Here is a 13,114-nt window from a genome sequence, read left to right as displayed (position 1 = left end):
CGGTCCGGTCTTCCTTGCGCGTGCCGGTGTCGCGCACCAAACGCATCAGATCGAGATATTGCTGCATGCTGGTCCTTGCATTTTTGGAATCGCTTTCGTCGCAGCATAGTCAGGTCGGAACGCCTCGGCAAGCAGTGCGGGGTCTCGTGTGAAAGCCTGATTAAAATCCGTAAGGTCGCGAAATGTTCCCGCGAAAATCAAAAAAAGATTTCCCGATTCCCCTTGTGAAACGGGGACCATTTGCCCTATATAGGGGCTGTCGGGGCAACCCGGCTACGGCGCTAAACTGCGTGACAGAATAGGCTTTACGGACCCGGGGGCGGTACCCGGCGGCTCCACCAAATTTATCGGTTGTCCGACTCAGGCAATCTTCGTGGGGCCGAAATAGGATCGACGTGAGCAGTAAAAGTCAATGTGGGCGCTCGGCATGGTACCACCGCATCGGGCCAATGTTTGTAAATGCAAACGACAACAATGCTCCGGTTGCTGCTGCCGCCTAAGCGGTACTAGCACCAAAGCGAAATTCCGGTTGCCGGGAGCGGTAATTTGGTGGGGGACGGGGCACCTAGCAACAGAACGCCCCACTCTTGTATTTCTTTCCCGCTTCGTTATGAATAGAGTCATTATCAAACGCGCCAAGCTGTAATTGGTGCGCTAAGATGCCATATGACAATGACGGAACGCGCCGGAGATCCCCGGTGGTTTCGCCAGACACAGGATTACTGATGCAAGAACCGGAAGAATTCCGTTACGATCTTATGGTCGACCAGGCGCTGCGCGGTGTGGTGAAAGACATCCTCGCGCGCGTTGCCGAAGAGGGCCTTTTCGGAGAGCATCACTATTACATCACCTTCCAGACCAACCATCCCGGTGTGGCCCTGCCTGAAAGTCAGCGCAAGGCGCATCCCGACAACATCACGGTTGTCCTGCAGCACCGGTTCTGGGATCTGAAATCCGAAGATGATCACTTCTCGGTGGGTATGAGCTTTGATGGCATGCCGACCACGGTTGTTGTGCCGTTTGATGCGATGCTGGCCTTTGTCGATCCGTCTGCCAACTTCATGCTGACATTCAGCGTCGAAGAAGAAATGGATGACGAAGATTTCGACTATGATGAAGATGACGATCTTGATGCTGATCTGATCGAAGACGAAGAGGGTGCACCGACACTGGTCGCCGAACCGTCCAAGGCGCGTAAAAAGCCCAAGCCGGATGCCAATGAAACCGGCGAGGTCATCGCACTTGATGCGTTCCGAAAGAAATAAGCGTTTTTAAGGGTGGATGTATTCCACCCTTTTTCTTTGCCTGAACTCCAATGATGTTTCCCGCGTCCGGGGTTTGGCGTCTTAAGCTAATGTATCGTGGCAATTTGATACGATTGGCGCTAAAACCAGCCACACAAAGAACAAACCCACCTTGTTTTTGAGAGAGACGAGAACCTTCCCATGAGTGATTTTGTCTATAAACCCATGTTTGATCAGGGTAAGGACACGACCCCTTACCGCAAGATCGGGGACGAGGGCGTTTCGACCGTTGACGTCAATGGCGAGACCTATTTGAAAGTCGAATCTGAGGCGATTGAAAAGCTGACCCTTCAGGCTTTCTTTGATTGCTCGCACCTGCTGCGTCCGGGGCACCTCGAACAGTTGCGCAAAATCCTTGATGACGAAGAGGCGACCGCCAACGACAAGTTCGTGGCGATGGATCTTTTGAAAAACGCCTCCATCGCATCGGGTGGCGTTCTGCCGATGTGTCAGGACACGGGGACTGCCATCATCATGGGCAAACGTGGTGGCAAGGTCATCACCGATGGTTCCGATGAAGAAGCCCTGTCGAAGGGCGTCTGGCAGGCCTATCAGAAACACAATCTGCGTTTCTCGCAGGTTTCGCCGAAAAACATGTTCGAGGAAAAGAACACCGGCTCGAACCTTCCGGCACAGATTGACCTCTATGCGACCAAGGGCGATGAATACAAATTCATGTTCATGGCCAAGGGCGGCGGGTCTGCCAACAAGACATTCCTGTTCCAGCAGACCAAGGCGCTTCTGAACCCGGAAAGCCTGCGCAAGTTTTTGGATGAGAAAATCCGTACGCTCGGCACCTCGGCATGCCCGCCCTACCATCTGGCGGTTGTCATCGGTGGTACGTCTGCTGAGGCGTGCCTGAAGACCGTGAAAATGGCATCAGCCCGTTACTACGATAACCTGCCGACCGAAGGCGGTGATCATGGTCAGGCCTATCGCGATCTTGAATGGGAACAGAAGATCCTTGAGATGACCCGTGAAATGGGCATTGGCGCGCAGTTCGGTGGCAAGTATTTCTGCCACGATGTGCGTGTGATCCGTCTGCCGCGTCACGGGGCAAGCTGCCCGGTTGGCCTGGGCGTGTCGTGCTCTGCCGACCGTCAGATTCTCGGCAAGATCAACAAGGACGGTATCTTTATCGAGGATCTCGAACACGATCCGGCGAAATACCTTCCGCATGTTACCGACGAGCATCTTGATGACGAAGTGGTAAAGGTTGACCTCAACCGTCCGATGGATGAAATCCGCAAGCAGCTGTCGCAATATCCGGTCAAGACCCGTCTGTCGCTGACCGGTACTGTGATTGTGGCGCGCGACATCGCACACGCCAAGATCAAGGAACGCCTTGATGCCGGCGAAGAGATGCCGGAATACCTTAAAAATCATCCGGTCTATTATGCAGGCCCGGCCAAGACGCCCGAAGGCATGCCGTCCGGTTCGTTCGGTCCGACCACGGCCGGTCGTATGGATGCCTATGTCGAACAGTTCCAGGCCGCTGGTGGTTCGTTCGTCATGTTGGCCAAGGGCAACCGTTCCAAGGCGGTCAAGGATGCCTGCCAGAAATATGGTGGCTTCTATCTTGGCTCCATCGGTGGTCCGGCAGCCCGTCTGGCGCAGGATTGCATCAAGAAGGTCGAAGTTCACGAGTATCCGGAACTTGGCATGGAAGCCGTCTGGAAGATCGAAGTCGAAGACTTCCCGGCCTTCATCGTCATTGATGACAAGGGCAATGATTTCTTCGCCGAATTCGGCATCTGATCAGAAATCACAGCGATTAAAACCGAAACGGCGCAGGGGAAACCTTGCGCCGTTTTTCGTTGCGCATCCTGGGGCGCATAGCAGGCTCTACGTCAAAGGGGTTGCCGTCTTCGCAGATGCGTGATGGAATTCAGGATCAATAGCCCCAAAATCAAACCCTTACTGGATACCCTGTTATGTCTGAAACTTCCGCGCTCTCTGCCACCGGTGCGACGGAAAGCCGACTGGTTGGTGTGACCGCCGCCCTTGCGACGGTTTGCATCTGGGCCGGTTGGCTGATTGCCACCCGCTATGCCATGACATCAAGCTTTACTGCTGTTGATATTGGTCTGATGCGTTTTGTTGTGCCTTTTGTTCTGCTTGCCCCGATCTGGATCAGAAAAGGCATTTGGCCCAAGGGCCTTTCATTGGCCAACGGTCTTTTGATGATCGTCGGGTCCGGCGCGTTCTATACCCTGATGGTTGCAAGCGCCCTGCAATTCGTCCCGGCAAGCCATGTTGGCATTCTTTTACCCGGTGTCATGGCGGTTTGGGCGGTTCTGATTGCGATCCTGCTGTTTGGGGAACGCCCAGGCAAGGTCCGCATGATCGGTTATGCCGCCGTTGTGATTGGTGTTGCTTCGCTTGTGGCGCTTAAGCCAGCCGGTGTGATCAGTGATGACATGCTGATGGGTTATGGCCTTGTTTCGGCCGGGGCCTTCATGTGGGCGTGTTACACCCACGCGATGCGCCAAAGCGGCCTTGGTGCGCTTGAAGCCGCATCCTTTGTCGGGTTCTGGTCATTTGTTGCGATGGCGATCATTGCGCTGTTTACCGGCACCACGATTGGCGATGCCCCGGTGGGCGACATCATGATGCTGCTGACGGCCCAAGGGTTGCTTGCGGGCTGTGTCGCCGTGATTACCTATGGCCTTGCCGTGCGCCATATCGGATCGACCGGCGCATCGGCCTTTGGCGCGATGACACCGGCCCTGACTGCACTTGGCGGGGTGATGCTGCTTTCGGAGCCGGGCAACCTTGCGCTGGTTCTGGCCGTGGTTCTGGTGATCCTTGGCGTTATGACCGCATCAGGCGTGTTTCGCCGTATTCGGGTCTAAGCCGAAACTTCCTATTGCCCGGCGTTCTGACCCGTCAGATGGGCGGTGCGCCGGGCGACCATCCTTGCAAGTGGTGGCCCGAAGGCCAGCACCATGAAAAAGCGTGTCGCCTGCAGAACAAGGATGAAGGACAGATCGACATTCGTGCTGGCTGCGATAATCGCCACCGAATCAAGTCCGCCCGGGCTGGTCGCGAGATACGCAGTAAGCGGATCGACATCCATAAACACCACCAGCAGCGCTGAAATCCCGGCACAGAATCCGATCAGAACAAAGATCGAGAGCAGGATTTTCGGAAGCGCATGTGCTGCATGACGCAGAACCGGAGGGGTAAATTTCAATCCGATCACCCAGCCGATCATGGCGTAGGTCAGCCCCAGAAACCATTCCGGCAACACCACATCCAAAACGCCACTGACATGCAGGATCATGGTGACAATGATCGGCACCAGAAGCGGTCCGGATGGCAGGCGTGATATCTGCCCGACGTAACAACAGACCACCGTCAGCCCAAGCGTAATGGCAAAAACCCACCCGTCAAAGGCCGGGAACCAGTCATGTGGTCCCATGGAGGCCAGCATTTCCGGATCGACCCAGAAATTGGCGACACTTGATGCCACGCCGACCACGATTACGACGCGGACATATTGCATGAAGGCGACAAGCCTGGCATCGGCGCCAAAGGCATCAGCCATGATCACCATGGCGGACGCAGCCCCCGGCGTTGATCCCCAAATGCCAGCTGTGCCCGGCAGGACCTGTTTGATGCACAGGATCCAGCCCAGAAAACTGCTGGCAAGAAGGGTGACGCCGGTAATGCCAAGGATCATCGGCCAGTCGGAGGCAAAGGATGTCAGGATGCCGATCGTCATTGATCCGCCAATCATCACGCCGAGTACCGCTTGCGCACCAAGGTAAAGCGGCTTGGGTGCGGCAATGGTCGCCCCATTCGTTCCCATCAGGATGCCAATGATCATCGGTCCGACCAGAAGGGATGCCGGAACCTGCCAGTGATGGAGCAGTACGGAAAACACTACCGAAACCGAAATCAGCAAAAGCCACTGAACCGGTTTTGGAAGACGGCCAAGCCGTTCTTTGGGCGGATTTGTCGGTAACGGATCTTGTTCTGAGGACACGATTGGGGCCTTTGTCGTGAATGTCAGGCATCTGATCGCGGGTGGCGCGATTGGATATTCGTTTGGCACATGTGGAGCGTGCCATGGTGGGGAACGCCAGTATAGCGGCGTCGCGCGCTGGATGCGAGTATTTGCATGGTTCCAATCGATTATGGGCATATCGAACTTGGAGTGGGGCGGCAGGTTCTGTATGACGGATGGAAACATCCGGCAGTCAAAAGGGACCCTGTTGTGAGCACCGATCCAATCACTTTCCAGTTTGATGGCGATGAAAAGGCCGATCACACCATCGTTCTGGCCCACGGGGCCGGGGCGGCGATGGACAGCCCGTTCATGAACGAAATGGCGGCTGAATTGACCAAGGCGGGCCTGCGCGTTGCGCGGTTTGAATTTCCCTATATGGCCAAACGCCGGATTGATGGCAAAAAGCGCGGCCCGGACCGTGCGCCGGTATTGATTGAGTATTATGGCGAGGTCGTTCGCCAGCTTGGCAGACCCGAAAAGCTGATCATCGGGGGTAAGTCCATGGGCGGGCGGATTGCCAGCATGGTTGCGGATGATCTGGGTGTCGCAGGGCTCGCCTGCCTTGGCTATCCGTTCCATCCGCCCGGCAAGCCCGAAAACCTGCGCACAGAGCATCTCAAGACCCTTAAAACGCCAAGCCTGATTTGCCATGGCACGCGCGATCCGTTTGGCAAACCGGACGAGATTGCAGGGTATGAGTTATCGGATCGTATCACGCTTCATTGGGTTGAAGACGGAGAACATGATTTCAAGCCGCGCAAAAGCTCCGGACGCACCCAAAGCCAGAACATTGCGGATGCGGCGGCGGCTATATCCCTGTTTGCAAAGACACTTGCATAGACAAACGGCCCGCCATCGTGACGGGCCGTTGATTTAAGGTGCGTGGGGCTTTGGGGCGCGAGGGGGATCAGACCATTGCGCCTTCGCCGGTTTCCTTGAACTGCTGGGCGAATTCGGGGGAAAGTTCGGCGGTCGGGCTTGCGATATCGATACGCACGCCATTGGGGTCAAGCAGGGCAAAGTGACGCTGCCCCCATGGTTCATCACGCAGATCGACGGCGAATTCGAAACCGGCGTTGCGCAGTTCTTCCGCTGCATCACGGGCTTCTTCGACTTCGAGTGTCAGAACGGTACCCTCGCCGATGGTGGCGGCCTGGAAGATGGGCGGTTGGGTTTCGTGGCCCGGTTTCATCAGGCCAAGCTGAACCGATGGTGCGGTCGACCAGACAAGCTGGCAGTACCAGTCACCGTCAAAGACCGGTGTGAAACCAAGCTTTTTATAGAAGGCGCGGCTTTGGGTGAATTTTTCGGTGATGATGATCTGATAGGCGTTGGTCACTTTCATCGTCATGCTCCTGACGTTGGGGGTAATTCCTGTCCCTGTTTTGTTATGGTTGCACATCCCTCCTGACAGGAGCCTGTCAGGAGCGGTATGATAATTTTCGGGGCAGGATGACGAAGGAGTGATCATGAGACGGGCCGACCGACTATTTCGCCTTGTGCAAATCTTGCGCCGCCGGAAACTGTGCCGCGCATGTGACTTGGCCGAGGAACTGGAAGTTTCCGAACGCACCATTTACCGCGATATTCGCGACCTTGCCGCATCGGGTGTCCCGGTCGAGGGGGAGGCGGGCGTTGGATATATCCTGCGCGATGGCTATGACCTGCCGCCATTGATGTTTGATGCCGACGAGATCGAGGCACTTGTCGTTGCCGCGCGCATGGTTCAAAGCTGGACCGATCCGCAAATGGCGCGTGCGGCGGGCGATGCCCTGACCAAGATCGAGGCGGTATTGCCGGAAAAAATTCGCGGACTTGTCGGCGGTGTGCCGATTGCGGTGGCCGAAATCGCCCAGGAACCGATCGCCATTTCGATGCCCGACCTCAGACGTGCCATTCGCGAACGGTTTCTGATCGATATCGATTACACCGATGCCAAGGGTGACAATACCCGCCGCCGGGTCTGGCCATTGGGCATGCTGTTTTTTGGCAGCACGTGGCTTTTGGCCTGCTGGTGCGAGTTGCGCGAAGCCTTTCGCGTTTTCCGCGCTGATCGTATTGCCGCGATGGATATATCCACTTCACGCTTCAGACCGGTTCCGGGACGGTCGCTTCGTGATTATCTGATTTCCGAAGGTGTCGAGGGCGAGATACTCAATGGCATCGGTCGATAACGAATTTGTCCTGATGGTCGCCGAACTTCTCGCCCCATTGGGCGTGATCCGTCCAAAGCGGATGTTTGGCGGCTTCGGGCTTTATTGCGACGGGATGTTCTTTGCGATCATTTATGATGACGTCGTGTATCTGAAGGGGGATGCGCAAACCAAGGACCGCTTTGATGCGATGGGGATGGCGCCGTTTGCCGTGCCGTCGGGCAGGCCGATGACGCTGTCTTATTTCGAAGTGCCCGGTGATTGGCTTGATGACGAGGATCAGCTGCTTGAGTTTGCCCAAATGGCACTTGGGGTAGCGCATCGGGCGCAAGCCGCGAAAAACAAACCGAAGAAAGCCAAACGAAAAACGGCCTTTGATGGTGAAACGCCATAGGTTTTATGCGTTCGGTCGATCTTTATGTGCCCTGCACAAACAGGGATGTTCCCGGGCACATTTTCTGTGTAGTATTTTTGAAGGATAAAGAACGCATTAGGTCTCTGAAACGTGGCAGCCGGTAGTTTCTGGCAAGGTTTTGCCGATACGCTTAAAATTCGCACAGACAAGCCGGAACTGGTTCGCGCGCAGGTCAGTGCGCTGTCGCGTCAGATCCCCGTTCTTTACATGCTGCTTCTGGCCAATGCAGTCGCCCTTGCCTACACCCATTATGGCTCCGCCCCCGATTGGATGACGATCCATTCGGTGATTGTTCTTGGTGCGATTTGTATTTTTCGTGCCATTGCCTGGGACCGTGCAAAGGTCGATGTCGACAATGTCGAGGCCTGCATAAGGCATCTCAAGCGGATCCGGGTTCTGGCCGTGATGATCGCGGTGCTATTTACCGCGTGGGCGATCACGATGTTTGGCTATGGCGATGCCTTTCAGCGCGGCCACGTTGCCTATTTCATTTCGATAACGGTTGTTGGCTGTATCTTCTGTCTGGTGAACTTCCCGCCTGCGGCCATGCTTGTGGTGGCGATTGTGCTGGGCACTTTCGTTGTCTTTTTCGGATCAAGCGGGAACGAGGTCTATGTTGCGATTGCGGTGAATATGGCGCTGGTTTCGGTGATGATCATTCAGATCATCCGAAGCTTCTATGCCAATTTCTCCGGCCTGATCGAAACCCAGAATGACCTTGAAGTTCAGCACAAGGCGATGATCGAACTTTCACGCCAGAACGAGGCTCTGGCACTTGTTGATCCGCTGACCGGGCTATCCAACCGGCGTGCCTTCTTTTCCGTTCTGGAAGACACGGTGAACGCCGCAAAGGAGAAAGAGACATTCGCCGTTGCGATGATCGACCTTGACGGGTTCAAGCCGGTTAATGACGTGCATGGCCATCCGTCCGGTGATGAATTGTTGGAACAGGCCGGCAAGCGGCTTCGCAAGATCGTTGGACCCGATACGCTTCTGGCGCGCTTGGGCGGGGACGAGTTCGGCTTGTTGCTTAAGGGCTATGACGATGCACTCAAGCTGATGGCGCTGGGCAAGAAGCTGTGTGATGACCTTAATCGGCCGTTCATGTTGAATGGTGTGACGGTGCAGGTATCTGCATCGCTTGGCTTTGCGACCTATCCGGCGGTGGCACGCAGCCCGAATGGCTTGTTCGAGCGGGCCGACTTTGCGCTTTATCACGCCAAGAAGAACGCCCGCGGCGAGGCGGTTTTGTTCGCTGCCCACCACGAAACCCTGATCTGTCATGACTCCCAGATCGAACAGGCGCTTCGCAAGGCGGACCTGTCATCTGAGCTCAGCCTGCATTACCAGCCGATTTTTGATATTCAATCGGGCGAGGTCAGCTCGCTTGAAGCGCTGGCGCGGTGGGACAGTGTCCTGATGGGGCAGGTCTCGCCGGGGACGTTTTTCCCGGTTGCCGAAAAAACCGGTCAGGTCAGCTTCCTGACCCGGGTGTTATTTGAAAAACTGATGGTCGATATGCAGGACTGGCCGGAAAAACTGCCGGTGTCGTTTAACCTTTCGGCCCGCGATATCGTTTTGTCTGACACGGTGGAGTGGCTGATTGACGAGATCAAAACGCACAACATCGACCCCGGACGCTTGACCTTTGAGGTAACGGAAACCGCATTCCTGCGCGATTTTGAGGCGGCACGAACCAGCATCCGTTATTTGCGCGAGCATGGTGCACGCATTGCCCTTGATGATTTCGGGATTGGTTATTCGAGCCTCAGATATGTTCACGAGCTTGAATTCGATGTGCTCAAGGTCGATCGCAGTTTCGTCGCCCCGCTTTCCCATAACGAACGCAGCCGCCGTATCGTCAAGACCGTGATTGATATGTGCCAGAACCTTGGCATTGATTGCGTGCTTGAAGGGATCGAGACCGAATGCCAGCGCGATGCCCTGATCACGTTGGGCGGGCGATTGATGCAGGGCTATTTCTTTGCCATGCCCCAGCGTGAAGTGAAGCTTGATGCGCTGGGCGAGGGGACAAAGCCCTCCTGACCCCAAATATCCTCAAGTTGAAATGCGCCAAGGCGCGACTCGGTTAATATTCCCGCAACCAGATGGCGTTACTCTGTTCAAAGCGGGAATGGTATCTGGACGATTTTGCAAAGCCACCAGTCCCGAATTCAGGCGGGAACGGGGCCCATCACCATGTCGTCGCAGACAGAGATTTTGCAAAATTCCGCAATGGCCATCACGGGCGAGATTGATCTTGCCCCGGAAATCCGTACCCGTCTGCGCGATCTGATTGACAGTCTTCCCGATCAACCGGCCCGCCTTCGCGTGTTGGGCCATGTTCTGCTTGATCTTGGTCTTTCGGAACTCGCGCTTAATGCTTTTGGTCGTGCGCTTCTGATTGATGATCTTGATGGGGCGACCCATCTTGGCCTGACGCGGGTGTATATCCAGTCCGGACGCCGCGATCTTGGCCTTGAACATCTTGAAATTGCGATCAGCCTGCGTCCTGATGCACGGGAACTGCGAGTTCTTGCCGCTGACCTTCTGGGATGCCGCGACAAGATGCGTGCCCTTGATCAGTTGGGCAGCGTCCTTGCCGCCGAGCCCGATCACGCAGGTGCGCGCAAGGGCCTTGCCAATCTGGTGCGTACTGTCATCGCAAGCCGGATGCAGACCAGCCCACAGCAAACCGCAACTGTTCGTTCGGAAATGGTTTCAGATCATCGACAGGTGGTATGGGGGGATGTCGAGCCGTTTGGCGACCTTGTGCAATCCAGTATCGGTCGGGCTCGTTACGTTTCCTGATCAGGTTCACCCGAAAGGGCGGCCGGAATTTGTGCCGATTGCAATGAGACAATCGTGAAATCATCGCCAAGCTTTGCCGGTGCACGGTCCATGAACTGATCTGCGATCTGTGCTGCCAGATCAATATCCGCCCCACCTTCAAGCACCGTATCCTGCAACATCGAAAGAAGGCGCTCCTCGCTCAGGAACTGGCCGTCATCAAGCGTGGTTTCAATCAGCGCGTCGCTGTAAAGCAGCAGGAAGCTGTCTTTGTTGAAAGGCACTTCACGTGTTTCGTAACGCGCATCGCGAATAACCCCAAGCGGTACACCAGACCCATCAAGATATTGGGCATCACCCGTGATGCTATTACCCAGAAGCGGGGCTGTGCAGGCTGCACTGGCATAGGAAAAGACGTTCTTTTGCCGATCAACGATGCCATAAAGCATGGTTGCATATTGCCCGATCGGCAGAAGCCCCTTGAGGTGGCGGTTAAGCACCTCAAGATATTCACCGGGCATCTGATCATGGAGCTGTTCCGACCAGATCAGGGAATGCAGGCGGAAGGTGTTTAACGCAGCGCCCAGCCCGTGACCGGCGAAATCAACGATATAAACGCCCAGCCTGTGCGCATCGATCGGCACCAGCCCCCACATATCACCGCCCAGTTCGGAAGACATCTGGAAGGTCGCACTGATCCGCATGCCGTAATCATGGCCAACACCACGATAATGTTCTGCGGCCGGGTTCAGGTTTTCCTGCATGTTGCGCGCAAGTTCGAGTTCCGACTGCGTGCGTTCCTGATAGGCCTGAAGCTGCTGAACAAGAAGCCGGTTCTCAAGATGGATCTTGGTGCGCGCGATCAATTCGGCTTTGTTGAGCGGCTTGAGGATAAGGTCGGTCGCGCCATCATCGAAAATACGTGTCCGGCCTTCGTTTTCTTCCAGTGCGGTCTGGGCAATGATTGGTGTTTTCGCATAGGCCGGATCAGCACGCAGAGCCTTGCAAACCGAATAGCCGTCCAGCTTCGGCATGATGATATCAAGAATGATCAGGTCAGGATTGTGTGCCTTGACCTGGGCAAGTGCATCTTCGCCATCCTTGGCAAAGACCAGATTGCTGAACCCGTCCGCGCGTAAATAGGATGCAATGATCTCGCGCGACAACATGGTGTCGTCAGCAATCAGAATTTTGGCATTCTGCGGGATACGAAGCCCGGCTTCCCGGGAGGCGGTAAGGCGATGCTCGATATCCGCAATGTACGCGGCTTCCGGCGCAATAAGCACGCCTTGCTCGTCATCAAATGTCAGTTCAATGGTACGCCCGCCGCGCTGGAATGTGACCGACTGGCAGATGCTTCGGATCAGCGGCAGGCCACGGCCAAAGGTGCTGTCCTTGCGCGTGATGTCGAGCGTTGCTTGTTCGTCTGGCGGGGTAAAGCCGGTTCCCTGATCATTGATCGTAATCACGACCTGACCATTCTTTCTGCGGCGTGCGGTCAGGATAATGGCACGCGTGCCATGGGTGCTTGATGCAAGGCGGCGTTCGGTCTCATCGCCAAGCTCCTTGAAACGGTCCATGGACAGATGCCCGCCGGTATCGAGCTCAAGATTGCCGTGCACCAGCGAATTGGCGAAGGCTTCCTGCACGGCCATTTCGACGGACGGGGCGATTGCATCCCCGATCAGTCCGCGGTGGCGTAGGCTTGTCACGAACTTGCGCGCGACTGGCAGGTGATAGGCACTTCGTGTGGAAAGGCAGACCAGAAGATCGAGCTTTGGCAGTGACTTTCGACCCGTGAGCGGGGCAAGATCGCCAAGGTCGATTTCCGGAAAGCATTCGACAAAGGTGTCGCAGTTAAGCCGGGTCAGGGCGCCAAGCCAGTCACGCCCGATCTGTTGGGGCATCATGCAGACGGAAAAACGCCGCTGGCTGGAAAAATCCTCGGGCGTTTGCCCCGGGGCGTATCTGAAAGATACCTCTTCGGGGTTCTTCCATATGGCGCCACTGGCAATAAGGTCGGCAATGTCTTCCTGCGCAACAGATTGTGCGACAGCAATCAGATGTCTTGGGCGTTGATCATTGCCGACGGGCATTGGCTAGTCTTCCAGTTTGAACAACGTATCAAACCGGGCGACTTCAAGCATGCGCTTGACCTGCCCCTGTGCACCGCGCAAAACGACGGTGGTGTTGGACTTTTCGCCTTCATCCCGTGCCAGCAGCAACATGCCAAGACCGGCGGAATCAATGAAATCGACGCCAGCAATGTTGAGAACAAGCGTGGATGAATCGTGACCGCGGACTTCTTCGATCAGTTTGCGAAAACTCGAATGATCCCCAAATGTGAAGCGGCCGGTCACTTCGACGGTGGTTGTACCATCTGCGATTTCTGTCTTGTAGTTCAAGTCCGGACTCTCCTCAAAGCGTGTGATCCGGG

12 protein-coding genes and 1 other RNA gene are annotated in these 13,114 nt (G+C 55.7%); 9 read left to right on the top strand and 4 right to left on the bottom strand.

Translation table 11 applies throughout. The annotated features are described in order from the left end of the window. The first annotated feature begins 219 nt into the window (after positions 1-219). From ssrA to CMO10_RS15700, 4 genes are all read left to right on the top strand, one after another. Positions 220-586, top strand: a transfer-messenger RNA (tmRNA) gene (ssrA, locus tag CMO10_RS15715). Positions 587-725: 139 nt separating this feature from the next. Beyond that, positions 726-1,265 carry an SspB family protein gene (locus tag CMO10_RS15710; RefSeq protein WP_297024070.1) on the top strand — a complete coding sequence of 180 codons (540 nt, stop codon included), beginning with the start codon at positions 726-728 and terminating at the stop codon, positions 1,263-1,265. A 180-nt stretch (positions 1,266-1,445) separates the two neighbouring features. Further along, positions 1,446-3,062 carry a fumarate hydratase gene (locus tag CMO10_RS15705; RefSeq protein WP_297024068.1) on the top strand — a complete coding sequence of 539 codons (1,617 nt, stop codon included), beginning with the start codon at positions 1,446-1,448 and terminating at the stop codon, positions 3,060-3,062. A 176-nt stretch (positions 3,063-3,238) separates the two neighbouring features. After that, positions 3,239-4,159 (top strand): DMT family transporter, encoded by a 921-nt coding sequence (locus tag CMO10_RS15700; protein WP_044828325.1) that lies wholly within the window; start codon positions 3,239-3,241, stop codon positions 4,157-4,159. Between the two features lie 11 nt (positions 4,160-4,170). On the opposite strand, the gene CMO10_RS15695 is transcribed toward CMO10_RS15700, so the two are convergent. After that, positions 4,171-5,295, bottom strand: coding sequence for an AbrB family transcriptional regulator (locus CMO10_RS15695; RefSeq protein WP_297024066.1), 1,125 nt, complete (start codon positions 5,293-5,295; stop codon positions 4,171-4,173). Between the two features lie 231 nt (positions 5,296-5,526). Between CMO10_RS15695 and CMO10_RS15690 the strand changes: the two genes are divergently transcribed. Continuing rightward, on the top strand, positions 5,527-6,159 hold the full coding sequence (locus CMO10_RS15690; RefSeq protein WP_297024065.1) for an alpha/beta family hydrolase: 633 nt from the start codon (positions 5,527-5,529) through the stop codon (positions 6,157-6,159). Positions 6,160-6,226: 67 nt separating this feature from the next. Here the strand turns inward: CMO10_RS15690 and CMO10_RS15685 are convergent, their stop codons facing one another. Next, a complete protein-coding gene (locus tag CMO10_RS15685) occupies positions 6,227-6,664 on the bottom strand; it encodes a VOC family protein (RefSeq protein WP_297024063.1) in 438 nt (145 codons plus the stop codon). Between the two features lie 124 nt (positions 6,665-6,788). Here CMO10_RS15685 and CMO10_RS15680 point away from each other — a divergent pair, with 124 nt between their 5' ends. The 4 genes from CMO10_RS15680 to CMO10_RS15665 all read left to right on the top strand — a co-directional run bounded on the left by CMO10_RS15680 (position 6,789) and on the right by CMO10_RS15665 (position 10,698). Then, a complete protein-coding gene (locus CMO10_RS15680) occupies positions 6,789-7,493 on the top strand; it encodes a helix-turn-helix transcriptional regulator (protein ID WP_297024061.1) in 705 nt (234 codons plus the stop codon). Then, the gene (locus CMO10_RS15675) at positions 7,477-7,866 is read left to right on the top strand and encodes a TfoX/Sxy family protein (RefSeq protein WP_297024059.1); all 390 of its coding nucleotides are present in this window, start codon (positions 7,477-7,479) and stop codon (positions 7,864-7,866) included. The genes CMO10_RS15680 and CMO10_RS15675 overlap by 17 nt, the downstream gene beginning before the upstream one ends. 111 nt (positions 7,867-7,977) lie before the next feature. Beyond that, complete coding sequence (locus tag CMO10_RS15670) at positions 7,978-9,933, top strand: putative bifunctional diguanylate cyclase/phosphodiesterase (protein ID WP_297024057.1); 1,956 nt, start codon at positions 7,978-7,980, stop codon at positions 9,931-9,933. Positions 9,934-10,086: 153 nt separating this feature from the next. Next, on the top strand, positions 10,087-10,698 hold the full coding sequence (locus CMO10_RS15665) for a hypothetical protein (RefSeq protein WP_297024055.1): 612 nt from the start codon (positions 10,087-10,089) through the stop codon (positions 10,696-10,698). On the opposite strand, the gene CMO10_RS15660 is transcribed toward CMO10_RS15665, so the two are convergent. Together CMO10_RS15660 and CMO10_RS15655 are read right to left on the bottom strand one after the other, a co-directional pair. Continuing rightward, a complete protein-coding gene (locus tag CMO10_RS15660; protein WP_297024054.1) occupies positions 10,686-12,773 on the bottom strand; it encodes a SpoIIE family protein phosphatase in 2,088 nt (695 codons plus the stop codon). The genes CMO10_RS15665 and CMO10_RS15660 overlap by 13 nt on opposite strands. Positions 12,774-12,776: 3 nt before the next feature. After that, positions 12,777-13,082, bottom strand: coding sequence for an STAS domain-containing protein (locus CMO10_RS15655; protein ID WP_297024053.1), 306 nt, complete (start codon positions 13,080-13,082; stop codon positions 12,777-12,779). Between the last annotated feature and the right edge of the window lie 32 nt (positions 13,083-13,114).

Origin of the sequence: Thalassospira sp., assembly GCF_002709775.1 — a bacterium.
Classification (GTDB): domain Bacteria; phylum Pseudomonadota; class Alphaproteobacteria; order Rhodospirillales; family Thalassospiraceae; genus Thalassospira.
Note: the sequence above shows the minus strand (reverse complement) of the source record. Positions and strands in the feature narration are given on the sequence as shown.

Coding starts and splice junctions, on each gene's coding strand:
- CMO10_RS15710 (WP_297024070.1), top strand. CDS start 726: ATGCAAGAACCGGAAGAATTCCGTTACGATCTTATGGTCGACCAGGCG.
- CMO10_RS15705 (WP_297024068.1), top strand. CDS start 1,446: ATGAGTGATTTTGTCTATAAACCCATGTTTGATCAGGGTAAGGACACG.
- CMO10_RS15700 (WP_044828325.1), top strand. CDS start 3,239: ATGTCTGAAACTTCCGCGCTCTCTGCCACCGGTGCGACGGAAAGCCGA.
- CMO10_RS15685 (WP_297024063.1), bottom strand. CDS start 6,664: ATGAAAGTGACCAACGCCTATCAGATCATCATCACCGAAAAATTCACC.
- CMO10_RS15680 (WP_297024061.1), top strand. CDS start 6,789: ATGAGACGGGCCGACCGACTATTTCGCCTTGTGCAAATCTTGCGCCGC.
- CMO10_RS15675 (WP_297024059.1), top strand. CDS start 7,477: ATGGCATCGGTCGATAACGAATTTGTCCTGATGGTCGCCGAACTTCTC.
- CMO10_RS15665 (WP_297024055.1), top strand. CDS start 10,087: ATGTCGTCGCAGACAGAGATTTTGCAAAATTCCGCAATGGCCATCACG.
- CMO10_RS15660 (WP_297024054.1), bottom strand. CDS start 12,773: ATGCCCGTCGGCAATGATCAACGCCCAAGACATCTGATTGCTGTCGCA.